This is a genomic window from Neomelitea salexigens DSM 19753 (genome assembly GCF_000422345.1).
In the GTDB taxonomy this organism is placed as follows: Bacteria; Pseudomonadota; Gammaproteobacteria; order Pseudomonadales; family Spongiibacteraceae; genus Spongiibacter; species Spongiibacter marinus_A.
In genome coordinates this window covers 1-17,014 of sequence record NZ_AULP01000017.1, presented here as the reverse complement: position 1 = coordinate 17,014, position 17,014 = coordinate 1, and the positions used below count along the sequence as shown (strand labels likewise).

At 46.5% G+C, this 17,014-nt stretch carries 13 protein-coding genes; 7 read left to right on the top strand and 6 right to left on the bottom strand.

Annotation, left to right across the window (positions count from 1 at the left end; all coding sequences use genetic code 11):
- Positions 1-231: 231 nt before the first annotated feature.
- Entirely contained in the window at positions 232-543 is a 312-nt protein-coding gene (locus tag H573_RS0115470) for an IS3 family transposase (protein WP_027875065.1), read from the bottom strand.
- Positions 544-933: 390 nt separating this feature from the next.
- Here H573_RS0115470 and H573_RS18560 point away from each other — a divergent pair, with 390 nt between their 5' ends.
- The 6 genes from H573_RS18560 to H573_RS18550 all read left to right on the top strand — a co-directional run bounded on the left by H573_RS18560 (position 934) and on the right by H573_RS18550 (position 11,988).
- Complete coding sequence (locus H573_RS18560; protein ID WP_154653929.1) at positions 934-1,254, top strand: hypothetical protein; 321 nt, start codon at positions 934-936, stop codon at positions 1,252-1,254.
- Positions 1,255-1,534: 280 nt separating this feature from the next.
- Complete coding sequence (locus tag H573_RS18555; protein WP_051171370.1) at positions 1,535-4,195, top strand: UvrD-helicase domain-containing protein; 2,661 nt, start codon at positions 1,535-1,537, stop codon at positions 4,193-4,195.
- 391 nt (positions 4,196-4,586) lie between these two features.
- Positions 4,587-6,065, top strand: coding sequence for an ATP-binding protein (locus tag H573_RS0115455; protein WP_161624282.1), 1,479 nt, complete (start codon positions 4,587-4,589; stop codon positions 6,063-6,065).
- Positions 6,062-8,890: a Z1 domain-containing protein gene (locus tag H573_RS0115450; protein WP_036257016.1), complete on the top strand. Its 2,829-nt coding sequence runs from the start codon at positions 6,062-6,064 to the stop codon at positions 8,888-8,890. The genes H573_RS0115455 and H573_RS0115450 overlap by 4 nt, the downstream gene beginning before the upstream one ends.
- Positions 8,883-9,908 (top strand): PD-(D/E)XK motif protein, encoded by a 1,026-nt coding sequence (locus tag H573_RS0115445; RefSeq protein WP_027875062.1) that lies wholly within the window; start codon positions 8,883-8,885, stop codon positions 9,906-9,908. Before H573_RS0115450 ends, H573_RS0115445 begins: the two co-directional genes overlap by 8 nt.
- Positions 9,901-11,988: an AIPR family protein gene (locus tag H573_RS18550; protein WP_051171369.1), complete on the top strand. Its 2,088-nt coding sequence runs from the start codon at positions 9,901-9,903 to the stop codon at positions 11,986-11,988. The genes H573_RS0115445 and H573_RS18550 overlap by 8 nt, the downstream gene beginning before the upstream one ends.
- 16 nt (positions 11,989-12,004) lie before the next feature.
- Here the strand turns inward: H573_RS18550 and H573_RS0115435 are convergent, their stop codons facing one another.
- The 4 genes from H573_RS0115435 to H573_RS0115420 form a co-directional block, all read right to left on the bottom strand.
- A complete protein-coding gene (locus H573_RS0115435) occupies positions 12,005-13,582 on the bottom strand; it encodes a DNA cytosine methyltransferase (protein ID WP_027875061.1) in 1,578 nt (525 codons plus the stop codon).
- A gap of 148 nt (positions 13,583-13,730) precedes the next feature.
- On the bottom strand, positions 13,731-14,624 hold the full coding sequence (locus H573_RS0115430; protein WP_027875060.1) for a TraI domain-containing protein: 894 nt from the start codon (positions 14,622-14,624) through the stop codon (positions 13,731-13,733).
- Complete coding sequence (locus H573_RS0115425) at positions 14,617-15,840, bottom strand: tyrosine-type recombinase/integrase (protein WP_027875059.1); 1,224 nt, start codon at positions 15,838-15,840, stop codon at positions 14,617-14,619. Before H573_RS0115425 ends, H573_RS0115430 begins: the two co-directional genes overlap by 8 nt.
- Positions 15,833-16,066, bottom strand: a complete 234-nt coding sequence (locus tag H573_RS0115420) for a hypothetical protein (RefSeq protein WP_027875058.1) — start codon at positions 16,064-16,066, stop codon at positions 15,833-15,835. The genes H573_RS0115425 and H573_RS0115420 overlap by 8 nt, the downstream gene beginning before the upstream one ends.
- A 106-nt stretch (positions 16,067-16,172) precedes the next feature.
- On the opposite strand from H573_RS0115420, the gene H573_RS19910 reads away from it, so the two are divergent.
- Positions 16,173-16,418, top strand: a complete 246-nt coding sequence (locus H573_RS19910) for a helix-turn-helix domain-containing protein (RefSeq protein WP_353744105.1) — start codon at positions 16,173-16,175, stop codon at positions 16,416-16,418.
- Between the two features lie 72 nt (positions 16,419-16,490).
- Here H573_RS19910 and H573_RS0115410 read toward each other — a convergent pair whose 3' ends face one another.
- Positions 16,491-16,760, bottom strand: a complete 270-nt coding sequence (locus H573_RS0115410) for a hypothetical protein (protein WP_027874941.1) — start codon at positions 16,758-16,760, stop codon at positions 16,491-16,493.
- Positions 16,761-17,014 lie beyond the last annotated feature (254 nt).

The window sequence follows — 17,014 nt, the reverse complement described above, 5'->3', positions numbered from 1 at the left end:
CCGCCACATATCGCGTTAGCTTTTCGCCTCGCTGGTTGACGATAGAGGCAACCGTTCTGGCACCTGCGGAGCCACCACTCAACTGGTGTGCGGCACGTACCATCAACTTCAGCTTGCGACGGTAGGGGCTATCGCCTTCTGGGCGACTACGCCAGTACTTGTAACTGCTACGCTGAATATCGAATGTCTGGCACAGCAGCTTTACGGGATAGCTCTCTTGAAGCCGCTGAATTATCGAATATTTTTCAGCTCGTCTGACATCAAGAGAGCCATACCCTTTTTTAAAATGTCTTTCTCTGTTTCAAGACGCCTAACTTGCCGCTCGAGTTCTCGAATGCGGCGCTGTTCCGACGTCATCGGAGAGGCATCGTAGCTGCCACCAGAACGTTCTTGCTTGAGTTGGCGAACCCATTTGTCCATCGTGGACTTGCCCACGTTCATGGCTTCGGCAGCGTCTTTCACTGAATAACCTTGGTCAACGACGAGTTGTGCGGATTCTAGCCGAAACTCGGGGCTGAAGGTTGGGCGTGATGGTCTGGTCATGGGGTCACCTGTAATCGAATGAGGTGATGCTATCACCTCTAATCAGGTGGCCAAATTCACTATGCCACTACACCAAGAGAGCAGGAATAGGAATAGAGGTGAGAATTTCGATTCCAATAACTCCATTCATTACCCTGTGTTTCCCGTTCTACGAAAGGTGTATTATTTTAAATTGCTAGCTACATGTATAGATTATATACATACACATGTAGCATTTTCAGGCAGCACTGGGTAGTGCGTTATCAATAAACCTATTTTTTGGCTCGTAAGGTGGGATTATCTACTGAACTACCGATTGATCGAAACCCTAGCGCTATGGGAAGGATGAACTTGAAGGTCGATAAAACTGCGCGTATAACTAACGCCAGAGTACACCAAGGACTAGGTGAAATGGTACAGATCCAAGACGGCGCTGGGGGATTTCCCTCGCTCAAGTCACAACAACGCTTCTACCAGAACCCGCTGCTGCTCAATACCTTCTTCATTAAGCAGGTACAGATCAATTGGCCGCGCCTCATGGCCAAGCGCGAAACCGTACTGGCTACTGTTGGCGCGATGCCGACTTGCCTACTCAAGCCCGGAATCCTGCGCTTGCTAGGCGCCGAAAAACATACAGCCTGCCGCCTCATCCTCGATATTATATGGTTCATCGGTGCTCGGACTTCTGAAGTGCTGGCCCTCCGGCCCAGCCAAGTCAATGGATTAAGCTGAGTATCTTTGATAAAACCTGTTACGAGAGGACATGAGTTTAGTAGTTAAATATAGTACCTTGCATAGAATTATAAAAAAAGCACCATTAACGCCTGACGTTGGAGTGGAATTTATGGACTGTTGTGGAAATCATTCAAAGATAAAAATTGTTAGCTCATAAAGGGAGGCTATTGCTATTAAAGAATTGTTGCCGAAAAAAGTATTGGAATAGTTCGACGAATAATTAGTACAAACCTTGATGCTAAAGAGTAAGGATGTAATTTAGGAAAAGGGATTTTTAATGGCCACACTAACTCTAAAGAAAAATAATAACGAATTGCAGTATTTCCAAGCGCCTGGCCTCCGGGATATGGCCCATGCTTTATATCAGCGTGGAGGGTCCTTTCAGAAAGCAAGTAATACAGTGATGACAATTATTGGTCGCGTTGCTTCCGGATTTGGAAATCCGCTAGAGGGGTTGAAAGCAACAAACCATGGTGAAACGCGACTCAGAAAGTGTGTGAAATACGATCTTACTGGTGCTTGCAGGTTGGTCACCGTGCAGGATGGAGGGAAGGTTATTTTGCTTTTCGTCGGGGACCACGATGACGAAGACAAATGGCTGGATGCCAAGCGTGGATGTAAGTTTGTTGTTGATGGTAAAGGTCGTTTGGATTGCGTTCCAGAGATGTCTTCTACTCTTGGGCCTGGTGAGCGTGTGCCGCTTCCTTCTGAATACACAAAAGGTAAATTATTCGAGCTGTTGTGTGAGAGGGATTTTGATGAATTGGTAGAGTCTGTGCCACGTTCATCGATACGTATTATTGAGGGCTTACATTCATTTTCTTCTGATGATGAAGTGTTTGATTCAGTAGAAAACATCGAAGATGAAGGCATAAAAGAGCTTGTCTTGGATGTACTGGTAGCTCTGAAGGCGGGAGATGTTGAAGGAGCGCAGCGACGCTTGGCATACCAGCGTGGTGAGCTTTCAGAAATTAGTGAAAAGTTGGCGGATGAAAGTGAGCGAATCTTTCAGATCCCGCAGAACGATCCGTCTTTTTCAGAGCTTTTTTCCCATTTCGTAAAAACTGCCGATTATAAGCAGTGGATGCTTTTTATGCATCCTGAGCAGCAGGAAATAGTCGATAAAGACTTTACAGGATCAGCCAAACTCCTCGGTGTGTCTGGCTCAGGAAAAACCTGTGTGGTGGTTAAGCGAGCGATTCGTTTGGCTGAGAAATACCCAGATGAGAATGTCCTGATTGTCACGCTTAATCGATCACTGGCACGTCTAATTCGAGAGTTGGTGGATGTGGTTGCATTAGAATCTGTCAAAGGGCGTGTTCAGGTAAAGCCGTTTTTTTCGGTTTGCCAAGAGTATTTGCATGAGCTGGAGCCGGGCTCAGATAAGCTTTATGACGACACCACATGGAAGAGCAAAGAGCATATTGATGAAGTATGGTCCGAATACTATCGCTGCGAACTGAATAATCATGATGCAGAAATACTACTCCCAGTGCATGATTATCTAATCGCGCAGGGTATTTCGGCTGAAAGCTATATTCGAGAAGAATTCGACTGGATTCGCAGTGCGGTTCAGAGTAGTGAGAGAAAAAAATACTTGAAAATAGAGCGGGCTGGTCGATCAATTCCAATGCTGGAGAGATACCGGAGGTTGCTATTGGATGGTCTCAGGCTCTGGGAGAAAAAAATGCATTTAGTCGGTGTTACTGACTATCTCGGGTTGGCAGCAGCGCTAAGTAAGCATCAAGGTAAGCTAGAGAAGCGTTACCGCTGTGTGCTCGTAGATGAATCCCAAGATTTTGGCAGCACGGAACTTAGTCTTATTAGAGAGATAACTAAAAAAGGGGAGAATGATGTTTTTATTTGTGGTGATGCGGCGCAGCGCGTATCTACAAAATATCAATCGCTCAGAATGGCAGGTATAAATATACCAAGTTCGCACAGTCAGAAGTTAAGTAAAAATTATAGAAATAGTCGAGAGATTTTGTCTGCAGCATTTAAAGTGTTATTTGAAAACATTACGGAAAGTAATTTTGACTCAGAAGATTTTGAGGTGCTTGATCCCGAATATTCAAGTTTTTCAGGGTCAACGCCGCTGACGTTGTCGGCTAATAGTCTAAGCGAAGAAATAGCGTTTGCTCATCGCTATGCAAAGCAGGTCGTAGATGGAAATAGTAGCTGGAAAGTTTGTATTGCTTTATGCGGATACAGTCTTTATGAATTAAAGCATTTTTGTAAGAATCAAGAATTAATTCTCCTTGATGGTGAGGCGAGCTTAGGAGATGGGTCAATTTTTTTGTCCGACCTTGAGCAGACAAAGGGCTTTGAATTTGATGTCATGATGGTTGTTAATGCGTCAAGCGGCGTATTCCCTAATCCAGCCTTGCCTAGGGATGAGCATTTTAGAGAGCTTTGTCATTTTTATGTGGCTCTTACCCGCGCTAAGTCAGAGCTGATTGTTAGTTATAGTGGTTCACCGTCAAGTATTCTAGATAATACCGATGATGTTTTTATTGTTGATCGTTGGGAGTCGTACCTGCCGAAAGAAATTCTGGATATACCTACTTTACCGAAGCGGATAAACGAGGTTCGCAAGGAAGGGGCTGAGGCAAGCGATGTGTTATATATGTGCGCCCCCTCATTTTTGTACACTGAAGAAGCTATTGGGATAAATGGAGAGTTAATCAGTAAATTACGTGAGCTTGTTGACGGAAAGGCAATTAATCGGCAGGGGCATTTAGTGAGGTGGAAAAATCTTGGAAGTGCCTATGATTCTATAATGAATTCACCGCGGTCTCGTAACGCCTTTGGCCCTGAGCGTATTAAGGAGTTCCGTCTTCTATGTGAGGGCTTAGATTTTCCCGCTCTTCTGCGGCAGTTGAATATTCGGGAAGTTTATCAGGGTGTGAGGAATGGCGTAGAACGTGGCGATCTGTGAATCGCCACTAGTTTGCTAGACAGTTTTCAGCCAAAGAGTGGATTCAACCTAGACAGACTTCGTAGATAAGCTAGCATTAATAAGTTGTACTGAGTTAGCTGTAGCTCACAGTCATTCAAATAAGCATGATAAAACTAAATTAGGAGGAAACTGTGCTCAAAATCCTATTTTATTCAGCTTTGGTGTTAAGTTTCGTCAGTTGTTCTCAGCGCTCGCTGCATCTAGATTAATCAAGGAAGATATATAGAAATGGATTCTAGAGGTTTATATCACTTTCGCAAAGCTAGCCACCCCCCGCTCTGCTTGGCAGCGAAATTCAAGTTTTAGTAGTTCGTAAATTAAAATGTGCAAAGTCGAAGAATACGACATCGTTGACCCAAGCGCCGCAGCGATGATTGAATCATTGCGGGCATACGGCTACTCATTGAATACTGCGATAGCAGATCTGATTGACAATAGCATTTCAGCGAATGCTAAAAACATCTGGATACATATGTATTGGGACGGAAGTTCCTCTTGGATATCTATTGCCGACGACGGCAGTGGTATGGACGAAGCCACGCTAAAAAATGCGATGCGCCCCGGGTCTAGCAACCCACTGGATGAAAGGCCGAAATCTGATCTTGGTCGCTTTGGGCTCGGACTGAAAACCGCATCGTTTTCACAATGTAGAAGCCTTTCAGTCGCCTCCAAAGTAACGGGAGCTAACACTTATCTAAGACGCTGGGATCTTGATTACGTAGGCCAGCATAATGAATGGCGTCTTCTAAAATATGCGCGAGAGAACTCCGAATCTCGGTTTAATCAGCTGGAGGAGCTGGAGCATGGAACAGTCGTTCTGCTGGAAAACCTTGATCGTCTTTGTGCTGATCAGGATCCAAAGGATATATCACGACGTCGGAAATTCTTCGACCGTATTGATAGCTTATCTCAGCATATCTCCATGATATTTCACCGCTTCATGGAAGGTAGTTCTGGGCTAAATATCTATATTAATGGCCACGATGACGAGCACAAGCTCAAACCATGGGACCCATTTCTGTCGACAAAGGATGCGACAAGCCCGCAACCTGAAGAGAAAAAGGCATTTCAAGATGGAGTGGTTACTGTAAAAGGTTATGTACTGCCCCATAAAGATAAATTGGGCTCTGACGAACATGAGCAAGCCGCTGGGCCGGGTGGATGGAATGACCAGCAAGGGTTCTACGTTTACCGCAATAAAAGATTGCTTGTTGCAGGCTCATGGCTTGGGTTAGGCGGCAGGCGGCACGGATGGACCAAGGAAGAACATTACAAACTTGCCCGCATCAAAGTTGACATCCCAAATAACATGGATTCAGCGTGGCAAATTGACGTTAAGAAGTCTGCTGCCATCCCTCCTCCTCTAGTTTCTGGTTGGTTAGAGGAATATGCGGGACACGTCAGAAAAGAAGCCCGGGAGGTATTTTCACATCGAGGCCAATATGGTCAACGCACAAAAAAAGCGGAAATAATCAGGTTGTGGAAAACCGGAACCCGGGGCGGCTCACAGATTTACAAAGTTGACCGACGAAGTGACCTGGTACGGCATATTCTAGATAACGCAGGCGACCTGAAACCAGATATCGAATCATTACTGCGAGTACTGGAAGAAACAGTGCCAGTTCAGCAAATCTGGTTGGATATGGCCGAGCATGCGGAAAGATCTAATGAGCCACTCGGGGGCTTGAGTGAAGCCGAAGTTATGGCGCTTGTTGAGACAACATTGGCGGCCCTCGTCGGAGCAGATCGGACACCAACTGAAAGTAATATCGATTACATCTGCAATATGGAAGGTTTCGCCGCGTATGCAGACATTATAAGAGCAAAATATTTAGGAGTAAGCCGTTGAGCACTTACGCTAACGTAAAGCTGATTGCCACTGGTCAGATCGAAGAAGCAAAAAACCTTGCGAATGGCCAACTGACGCTGGAACTGATCAAAGAAAAAGTAAACTGGGCTATATCAGCAATTCCCGGGGCCACCGAAAAAGTCGATGCGGCAAAAATGATTGCAGAATTTGAGCGCGATTATCATACCTACGTTGGCGAAGCCCTGACTCTGCAGAGTGACGAGGACGGCTGGGAACCCTGGCTAAACAAAGCAAAAGCAGACATAGACTGGGCTTACTGGACTCGGTATCGCACGCACCTGTTGAGAAATGAAAACTATCCGAAGACAGTAGTCGATAAAGTAGATGAAGTCACAGACGAAACTCTTAATTATCTACAGAACCCAAAAGCCGAAGGCCCATGGGATCGGCGCGGAATGGTAGTAGGTCACGTACAGTCAGGTAAGACAACGAATTACTCTGGCTTGATCTGTAAAGCGGCTGACGCGGGTTACAAGGTAATCATTGTCCTCACTGGTTTCCACAACAACCTGCGTACGCAAACTCAAATTAGACTTGAGGAAGCATTCGTTGGTTACGACATCACTACTGCAGATGGACAATTAGCCAGAACACCAGTCGGAGTTGGGCATATCAGTTCTGATCCATCCCTTCGAGTCGACACTATCACTAACCGGTCGGAGACTGGCGACTTCAATCGCACAGTTGCCAATAATTTCAGTATCAATCCCGGCGGTCGCCCGCTGGTTTTCGTTATCAAGAAAAATGCATCCGTACTAAAAAATCTTGTTAAATACCTTGAATACGTCGCCAACGACAAAGACAAAAATGGCAACCCCCATATAAGCAAAGTTCCACTCCTGTTAATTGATGACGAAGCGGATCAGGGCTCTGTCGACACTGCCAAGCTGGACGTAGATGCCGAGGGAGATCCAGACCCAGATCACGAACCGACGACACTGAATAGACTGATACGAAAAATATTGTTCATATTTTCCGAATCTGCATATGTGGCCTACACCGCCACTCCCTTTGCTAACGTATTTATTCACAATGAAATAAAAAGCGACAAATATGGCGAGGATCTATTCCCCCGAAGCTTCATTACAACCATACCAACTCCAAGCAATTATATAGGCCCGGAGAAAGTCTTCGGTCTCATTGATGATGATGGAGAAGAACGGCGGCCCGGACTCCCTATAGTCCGTCCAATATCAGACTATGCAGTAAGCACTTCGCTTGACGAGAAAAGCGGCTGGATGCCGCCCAAGCATGACAGAAACCATGTCCCAATGCACGATGGAAGCCGGAATCCTCCTCCTTCACTACGTGAAGCCGTCCTGGCTTTCATCCTCGGCTGCACGATTAGAGCGCTACGTGGACAAGAACACAAACATAATTCAATGCTGGTACATGTCACCCGATTTACTGATGTACAGGAAAGAGTGTACGAACAACTCAACAGTCTCATGCGCGATTTCAAGGAGATACTGGCCTATGGCGAAGAAGGCTCCAGAGATACATTACTTGTCGAGTTAAAGGCTCTATGGGAAAAGGACTTTTTAAAAACTAACGAAGAAATCAACGATCTGCAATGTCCACCATCTAACTGGGCGGATGTCAGCGCGAAGATCTTCGCTACCGCACAATCCATTAACGTAAGACGTATTAATGGTACTGCTGGCGACGTACTGGACTACGAGCAAAATAAAGCCAAAGGCTTAAATGTCATCGCAGTAGGTGGTGATAAGCTTTCCCGAGGACTCACGCTAGAAGGCTTGATTGTCAGCTATTTTACTCGACCGAGTAGAATGTATGACACCCTGATGCAGATGGGGAGATGGTTCGGGTATCGCGATGGCTTTATTGATATATGCCGGCTATATGCGCCCGACAGTTTGATCAACTGGTTTCAGCATATTACCGATGCCAGCGAAGAGCTACGCAATGAATTCGTGCTCATGAAAGAAATGGGGGAATCGCCGGCAACATATGGCCAGCGGGTTAGATCACATCCTGTCTTAATGGTCACCTCTCAGGTAAAAATGCGTCACAGCGTGGAGTTAACTCTGAGCTACCAGGGGGCAATTTCTGAATCTATCGTCTATTCAAGAGCCGGTAAAGATGTAGATAGCAATTTTTCTGCAACAGCAGCACTAATTGAACGCATAGATAGTTATGCCGACAAACGATATGCGGCCGTCCGCCACGACAATATTAGCGAGCCGCAAGGAAAATACCTCTGGTCGAATGTAAAACCTGAGGAAGTTCTTGAATATCTCCAGTTGTATGTATCCCCTTCTCAACATGCTCGAAAAGTAAACACAGCGCTTCTAGCTGAATACATTGAAAAACAGATAGCCAATGGTGACCTGACAAACTGGTCCGTAATGCTGGCTGGAAAAGCAACCTCTGAATCTAAATCCATGATTAATATCGGTGGAATTAGTACCGGCTTGATCAAACGCGCCAACCACCCGAATTATTCGAAAGAACCCTCTATCGAACCGAATGCATTCCGAATTCGTCGACTCGTCAGCCCTAGTGATGAATCGTGGGACCTTACCCAGGGTCAATACGATGAAGCTCTTGCTCTCGCCCAGAATTGCGATAAATCATCGCCCGGCGGGCCCGAACTGAGAACAGTCCGCAATAAAGACAACGCTCATTTAATTATCTACCCGCTGGAAACCCAAGACTACACGCAGCCAATTGATTCAGACAAGCCATACATTGGCTTCGCAATCAGCTTCCCCGGCATTAAGAAAGACAAGCCAGTCACATATCGAGTAGACCGGGTATACCAGGGGCAAATAGATGATTAGCCAGCAGTCCAGAATCAAAGAAATCTTCGATGGCTTGCTTGAAAGCCAGGGAGACCCTGGGCAGCGTGTTCGCACTAGGATCGATCATGGGTCCCCCATAAGCCTTTACGCAGCCTGCACGTTTCCGCAAAGACATGTAATGCTTGAAATTGGGCCTATAAAAAAGGCCTATCTACCAGATGGTTTTACCAGGCCCAGAATCAAGGGCCTGGATATCAGTATCGCTGCGGGAAAGATCAAAAGTACTAGTGACGTCACTTTACTACTCGAATTACAGCAAACTGACGCGATCGACGTATTCACCACCTTCGTGGCCAAAGTTTGCGAGGAAATGGATTCTCTGGAAAAACCAAAGGATGCAGTACGAGCCGTTATCGCTATGGTCGATCGATGGCAGAAATTTTTCGCAGGAAGTTCAGAGTTACTCACCGACGGACGCCAAACAGGCCTGTACGGAGAGCTGTACTTGATAAAGAAACTTTTCAACCATGACATTCCGCTTTCAACCCTGATTGATGCTTGGACAGGTAGCAGAAGAACCAATCAGGATTTCGAATTTGGTAATGTTTCCATCGAGGTAAAGTCGAGTGCAGCAGTCGATGCAACGACCGTAAATATAAACAATATAAGGCAGCTGGATGCAACGGGGCTGGACCTCTTGATGCTAAGCCATATTTTGCTAGATGCTCGACGAGGAGAAGAAAATACACTACCAGATTTGATAGATGAGCTTCGAATAGCCATTGCTAACAAAGCTCCCGAGCAAGGACTCAATTTTGAAGAGAAACTGCTACAGGCTAAATATCGAGATGAGCATGCAGAACATTATGCAACTCGAAGTTATAGCGAACGATCAATAAACTTCTATGAAGTCAAAGACGACTTTCCTCGCCTACTAGAACATGATCTACCGGACGGCATTACCAAAGCAACGTATGAAATAACACTGGAGTACTGCAAGCCCTTTTTACTCAGTGCCGACCACGTGTATGCCAAAATGAGAACTTATTGTGATTGAAAATCTTGAATTTGAAGAATTCTACAAGTCGATTCGTTCCGAAATTAACGATGATAACAGCGATACGCTAACTGAAGGTTACCGCATCGATCGTTTCACCGAGTTTTTTGCCAATCAGCTGGCTGAATTTGGCATAGCTGGCGACGCCAATATCTGCACAATTGAAAAGCAGCTTGGGAACGCCAAGGCAGTGTCTAATGCCTGGTTTGTCGACGAAGACGAGGGTCGACTATCTCTTTTTGTCTCAGACTTCCATGACTCGGATACGGTAGAAACATCAAACAAACAGGACATTGAAAATGGCATAAAACGGGCGGCTCGCATATATAAGTACGCCCAGAAAATGAACTATGAGGATCTGGAAGTCTCTAGCAACGAATACACGATGGTACGAACGATCCAGGAATCCATAAACTCAATAAATCAGATCAGAGTCTACTACCTCACTGATGGGCAATTGAAAGCCACAGGTGATACTCAAACAATGCTTGAAGACCTTCCTGTTTATGTCAGCTACTGGGATATACAACGACTCTACAGGCTCGTGTCATCGGGCCGGGAGTATGAGCCAATATCAATAAACTTCGAAAAGAAATTTGGTAAATCACTGGCTTGCCTGTCGATGTCATCCAATACCGATGAGTATCAGGGCTACCTGGCAATTATACCGGGCGACAGGCTTGCTGCACTGTACGACGAATACGGTGCCCGACTCATGGAGCTGAACGTACGGTCCTTCCTGCAACAGCGAGGTAAAGTTAACCGTGGTATCAGAGAAACCATCCTGAATGAGCCACACAGATTTCTTGCCTATAACAATGGCATCTCGGCGACAGCAGAAGAAATTGTTACCGAACGCACCGAAACCGGCGACCTGGCAATAAAGACTATCAAAGGGCTTCAGATCGTTAACGGCGGTCAAACGGTAGCCTCAATACATCGATGCCTAAAAATCGACCGATGCAGCCACCTTGATCAACTGGCAGTTCAGGCAAAAATCACGGTCGTTAAAGCCAGTTTGCTAGAAGAGCTTGTACCTAAAATTAGTCGATATTCAAATACACAAAACACAGTCAATGAAGCGGACTTCGCTTCCAACGACCCTTTCCACATCGCTATAGAACAGTTGGCGAACAATACCTGGACACCTGGCGAACAGACACGCTGGTTTTATGAGCGGGCACGTGGGCAATATGAAGTTGCACGTAATCGAACAGCTGGCAATTCAGTGGCCAAACGCCGCAAGTTTGATGAACAAACACCCAAGAAGCAGAAGTTTGCCAAAGTTGACCTGGCCAAATTTTACAATTGCTGGGATCAGAAACCGGAAATTGTGGGACGTGGTTCCCAGAAGAACTTTATTCACTTCATGACCCACATTGCTAAAGACCACCCCAATTTCAAACCAGACGAACTGTTTTATAAAGATCTCATTGCCAAAGCCATCATATACAAGGCCGCAGAGAAGATTGCACGCAAACACAAGTTTGCCAGTTACCGCGCGAATGCAGTCGCGTATGTCGTTTCACTTGTGGCATTTAAGACTGTAGGCAGAATCAACCTTCAGTCCATCTGGAATACACAGGAGGTTTCTGATGCCCTTTACAATGTCATGGACGACTGGATGCCGAATGTCTGGCAGGCAATTATTGATACGGCTGGATCACGTAACGTAACTGAGTGGGCGAAAAAAACAGAATGCTGGCATGAGATCCAACTCCTCGATGTAGTTATCCCCCCGGAACTTGAGCAGGAGCTTAGAGAGGGCGACCCTCTTCCAACTGTAGGAAGTCATGCGAAAAAGGGAAAAGCTGAACAGCTCTCAACCTTGGACAGGCAAAATATTAACCGTGTAATTCAGCAAAACGCAGACTACCTGATGCATCTTGGCATGTGGGGCAGGAAATCCGGGGAGCTTAACTCCTTTCAGATTAATATCATATTAACTGTTGCAACATACGCTGCGGGTGGATGGGACAGGATCCCCTCTCACAAACAGGCAAAACATGTGGTCGCAGCTCTGGAGATTGCAAAAGAACATGACTTTACAGATCAGTCCGTCGAGCAGGAATCAGAATGACGGAGCTTTTAATTTTTCAACCAATTAACTCATAGACTATCGCTGCGAGCTTGAGCGCTAGGAACGGTGGGACAGCATTTCCAACTTGCTCAAACTGTGGCGTTCTTGCGCCCTCGAAAAAATAATTATCTGGGAATGTCTGAATTCGCGCAGCTTCCCGTACAGTCAAACTCCTGCACTGCGTAGGATCGTAGTGGATGAAGTAATGTCCATCCTTTTTTATATGACTTGTAATGGTTTTGGCAACGTGTCCTTTCACCTGAACTCGAAACCTGTCGGTAAATTTCCCGGATCTCCAGTTAGCATGATCAGGCGCAAGGCAATCGGGAAAATCTGGAGCTTTAGGACTTAATGGTCTACCTTCAGGCTTGGCTTTTGCCCAGCATGCAGAAAATAAATATCGCCCCAAGTCCGACTCTTTATGACCTCTCGTTTCGTGATTCAATACCAGAGGAGGAGCATCAGCTAGAATCCAATTTTGCAAATCAGAGGGAGCTTTCGGATCAATTTTATTTTTAGAGTATTTAGAGGAACTCGTTGGGTAATTTTTACGCAGTTTTTGTTGCGCTTTATCAACTTCTTCGGCTACCTTTTTATAGCCCAGCTTTATCAACTCACCTCTCATCTTGCCGGCCTGCGTTTGGATTGCCATCGCCCATTCTTCGGGGTCATCTTCCCGCCTCGAAATATGACTCCGCAATGGAGGTAATCCAGATAGAAGCCGATCTACAGGTATAAAGTCTGCATTACCTGGCTTACCTAAAAATGTTGGCTCTTTATCAATATCATTCGCAACGCCCAGCAGAATGACGCGGTGCCTTGTTTGAGGCACACCGTAATATTCTGACTTGATTATGTAACTGCGATCATCTTCATAGCCAAAATCAAAAAAATCGCTTCGATCGGGCGGGCAAACGAAGGAGTATATCTGGTACTCTCGCCCCCGTGATTTTGACCTCTTCTTGAGTGTCTTGCGCGGATTTTTCAGGTCATTAATGATGATTGGGAAAATCTTCTCCCCTTCGACTTTCGAACTCAGTATTCCCCTTACATTTTCCATTACAAATACATCTGGCTCGATAATATCGAGAACTTTCAGGTACTCCTGATAGAGATAATGCCTGTGATCATTTTCGGGCAAGTAATCCTTCTTCCCCTTGTTACGTGCCCTGCCTACCAAAGAATATGCTTGGCAAGGAGGCCCACCAATTACAACCCAATTTTCGCCTTGCTTGCTTTTTTTCAGGTCGTGAAGTCGTGCATGTATTTTCGCATTGTCCTCACCCAGTTTGGTGGGACCGAAAAGTGTTTCTTCCGAGGCGGCAGCCCACTCAGATGAAAGTGTTGATTGCATCTCTGGTTTATCAATTTTTCCAGAAATGTAATCGCTGTAGTGCTTGATACCAGAACCCCCAGTGAGGTTTCTATAGAGAGCCCTCAATGTTAAGGTCTTGTGTGCATTCTCTTCCATTTCAACGGACATGCGGATCTGGAATCCGCTGCTTTTCTGCTTCTTGGGCGAATACGCAGAAAAGCCTTCGCCAAGTCCACCCGGCCCGGCAAAGAGATCGATAACGTTAATAGTGTTTGGCATGTGCTACGTCGAATAGTCATTGGGAACGGATACAAAGCATACCAGGAAAATATGCGAAAGCCAGGACATTCATGGGCCATCTAGGTAATGGAGAACTGACCGAAGACAGCCCGTCTGGCGCTACCCGCGTAGTGCCCGCGCTCAGCTTTTAGCTGAGCGCATTGGAGCACGGGTGCGGGCAAGCCACCAGAGATAAAAAATAGAGTAAATTTACACATAGGCTCGATGATGAGTTTTGGGGGAGCCAATTTCTCGGTCGGAAGTACCCACGGATAATATTCGCCATTACAGGGGAGTACGCCTCTAGTTGCGCTAAAGGTTGAGCCATTAGCTCAAGTGCAGCCATATCATGAGGCTGGTGTTTTCCTCGACCTTCTCCAACTAGCGTTACGGTCTTACCGATATCGTGTGTCAGGATAAGGGTGGTAACTAGGTCGCGTTCCAAATTTCCGTTTGATTTCGGGTGACAGCCCCCGAATCGAATAAGCATATCTGCAGTGTGGTCCAGCAATCCGCCCTGGTAAGCATGATGGTGTCTTAGGCTTCCCGGAACATTCAGAAAGCCCATAGCATTGGCTGCATCGCTGAAAATGTTAGCGAGAAAAGCTCTTAATCCATCATCGTTGATATTGTTCCAGTGGCGAACCACAGCCTTCAGTTGCGGCTTGAACGCGGGTAACACCCAGTCGCATGGGAAAAGTGCGGTGGGTCTCAGTTCAGCTTCGCATGGTGTATATGCCGATTCTGCCAAGATTTCCCACTGACTGGGGAAGGCGCGCAGCTCGCCAGAGATTGAAATCACATCGCCATGGTTGAGGCTTTGCCACCACTGAGGCGAAGACAGTGGGTCTATGTGAATAAGGGCAGTGCCAGCGAGATTCCCCAGTCGAAGCGAACATCGAGGCTCGCCGTGCTCACCCAATCGATCATGTCGCCCTAGCACGCGGAACTGACAATGCTCTAGGCGACGGGACTGTAGAAGGCGGATGCCGTCTTTTTTGCTTGATGTGTTTACAGGGGCATTAGTCCAAGGCTTAGACATGGTCTAGATCCTCCATTTCGGCGGCTGTCTGGATTGTTAGTAATTTCTCGAAAGCAGAGCCATCCATTCTTGTAAGATTGGGGATATACCGGGAATACACTTTGAAGAGCATCTCGGTACTGGCATGGCCGAGAAATCGGGCAACCCACTCAGGGTTCTCGCCCGCCGCGAGTAACAACGTCGCTGCAGTGTGACGTGTTTGGTAGGGGCGCCGTTTCTTAAGGCCCAAATGTCTCAGGAGGGGGTACCAAACGCGCTTGGTTACATTATTGTGGTCAAGGGGCATACCCTCGGTATTGCAGAATACGTAAGCGCTGAGCTTACCTGTTGCGGCAAACTGCGTCTGGAGAGCCTCTCGCACGGGCCCTAGCATGGGAATATCCCGTTGGCTTCCATCGGTCTTGGTGTATTCCGTCTTGCCCGCGACAAGGGTTTCGCGTACCGCAATAAGTCCGCGATCAAAATCCACATGCTCCCAGCGCAGGCCATCTATCTCTCCGGTACGCATCCCAGAATAAAAGCGTACCGTGTAGTATTGCTTGTAATCCTTCCTCACCGCACCGATGATTTGATTCACTTCGGCAAGTGAAAACGGCTCAACATGGCTGCGTTGCAGCTTCAGTGGCTTGATATTCTTGTAAGGGCTTTCAAAGCCAAAGCGGTCCGATGCTTCTTCAAGGATCGACTTCAGGATCGCCATGTGGGAGTTGATTGTCTTAGGTGACCGGAAGGGGGCACCTCTACCGGGTTTGCTGGCAAGCTCTGTGCGAAATGTCAGTATTTCAGCCTTGGTTATCTCTTGGAGCGATTTTTGCCCAAAGAACGGGATGAGTGAACTGTTGAGAACACACTCAATGTTGCGTGCATGAGAAGCGCGCCACTCCACTTGCTTCTCTTGCTGCCACTGGTACGCGAATTCGCTGAATATGTGCCCGTGGTCATTAAGACGTTGACCGGTATGGTTGTGGTTTGATCCGGGCGAAGCTCCCGTAGTCAATGAGAGGAATTTCTGAATGTTTGAGCTATTTGGGAAAAACTCAGCGTAATCGAACTCCCCGAGGAGGATTTTAGCCTCCATCTTTTGGACATGGACTTCGAGTTTCTTTCGATTTCGTGGGCTATCCTCCAACAGCGTTTGTTCGCGAAAACGCTTTCCGTTAATTCTAAAGTCGATGAAGAGTTTATTTGTCTCTTTGCGAGTTCTGATCTTAGCCATGTGATACCCCTCCACTTGCAAAGGGGATTGCCAGGTTCGAGTCTGATCCTTCTAGCATGTCTTTTTCGATGGCTTCCCATAAGTAGAGAATTTTTCTGCCGCCGAAGGGCCGAATGTAGTGGCGGCCTTCTAAAAGCACGCTATCTTTGAGTTGTTGGCGGATGGTCCTGGGGTCATATTTGATTTTTGAGGACAGCTCCTCAGTTGTCAGGTATGTCATGCTCATGCGAAAATCCCTTGTCTAAATTTGGACAAATGATTACTGCTGCAATCATTTGATTATCAAAATAATCAAAACTAAAGCATGTTGCAAGCATTAATTGATTATTTAAATGATCAAAGGATGTTCGGTGCTTCGATATCACTTGAAAGAACTGATTGCTGAAAAGGAATTCAGTGAAAAGAGGCGAATCACGATAGGTGAGGTCGCAGATGAGACGGGTTTGAACAGGATGACTCTATCAAAGATGATCAATCACCCGGGCGCTAGCGTGAAGTCAGAGGCTTTGGATCGCCTCTGTACTTACTTCGATTGCCAGATCAATAGCTTGGTGACTCACATAAAGGATAGTGAGTAGTTTTCGGTAGTCGTGGTGCCTAGACAGGATTTTTCGTGAGGAGTTAGGCAGTCCGTTGTTAGATTGCCTTGCTTATATCCAGCCCTCTAATTTCTCGCCACCCTCTGGGCCTATAAAAGACTGGATGCCGTCCGTCGCTATAGTTTTTTTAGCTTCGTCCAGTGCTTCCGCGTCGGTGCTAAATGCCTCATCCCAGGCGGTAGAGTTGCCGTGCTCATCTACAACCTCTAAGTACCAGCCTTGCTGGCCTTCGAGTCGATATATTTCGATATTGACGGACGTGTTGCCAGCGGCTATCTCCTGAGTCAGTTCTGAAAACTTGATGTTCTGTTCTTCTTCCAAAATTATTGCCTCCGCTAGGTGCGCTGTATCGCCAGTGTCATACCTGACGTTTTACAGTAATTTCTTTTGGCCGAATAGGGTGCCCGAAGGTCGTAGTGCGTTGCGCTTGCCGCAGGGTAAATTTGGTGATGGGCACACTGTGGGCACAGAATGGGCACAGAGAGACTTTTATTTAGGCGATAAAAAAGGCGAATCTGCTAAGTGCATGATTCGCCTTTTCTTTTTTGGTAGCGGGGGCAGGATTCGAACCTACG

What these genes read in the sequence shown, in the direction of transcription:
- H573_RS0115470 (WP_027875065.1), bottom strand. Translation starts at nt 543, where the DNA reads ATGACCAGACCATCACGCCCAACCTTCAGCCCCGAGTTTCGGCTAGAA.
- H573_RS0115455 (WP_161624282.1), top strand. Translation starts at nt 4,587, where the DNA reads ATGATTGAATCATTGCGGGCATACGGCTACTCATTGAATACTGCGATA.
- H573_RS19910 (WP_353744105.1), top strand. Translation starts at nt 16,173, where the DNA reads ATGATCAAAGGATGTTCGGTGCTTCGATATCACTTGAAAGAACTGATT.
- H573_RS0115430 (WP_027875060.1), bottom strand. Translation starts at nt 14,624, where the DNA reads ATGTCTAAGCCTTGGACTAATGCCCCTGTAAACACATCAAGCAAAAAA.
- H573_RS0115420 (WP_027875058.1), bottom strand. Translation starts at nt 16,066, where the DNA reads ATGAGCATGACATACCTGACAACTGAGGAGCTGTCCTCAAAAATCAAA.
- H573_RS18560 (WP_154653929.1), top strand. Translation starts at nt 934, where the DNA reads ATGGTACAGATCCAAGACGGCGCTGGGGGATTTCCCTCGCTCAAGTCA.
- H573_RS0115445 (WP_027875062.1), top strand. Translation starts at nt 8,883, where the DNA reads ATGATTAGCCAGCAGTCCAGAATCAAAGAAATCTTCGATGGCTTGCTT.
- H573_RS18555 (WP_051171370.1), top strand. Translation starts at nt 1,535, where the DNA reads ATGGCCACACTAACTCTAAAGAAAAATAATAACGAATTGCAGTATTTC.
- H573_RS0115425 (WP_027875059.1), bottom strand. Translation starts at nt 15,840, where the DNA reads ATGGCTAAGATCAGAACTCGCAAAGAGACAAATAAACTCTTCATCGAC.
- H573_RS0115435 (WP_027875061.1), bottom strand. Translation starts at nt 13,582, where the DNA reads ATGCCAAACACTATTAACGTTATCGATCTCTTTGCCGGGCCGGGTGGA.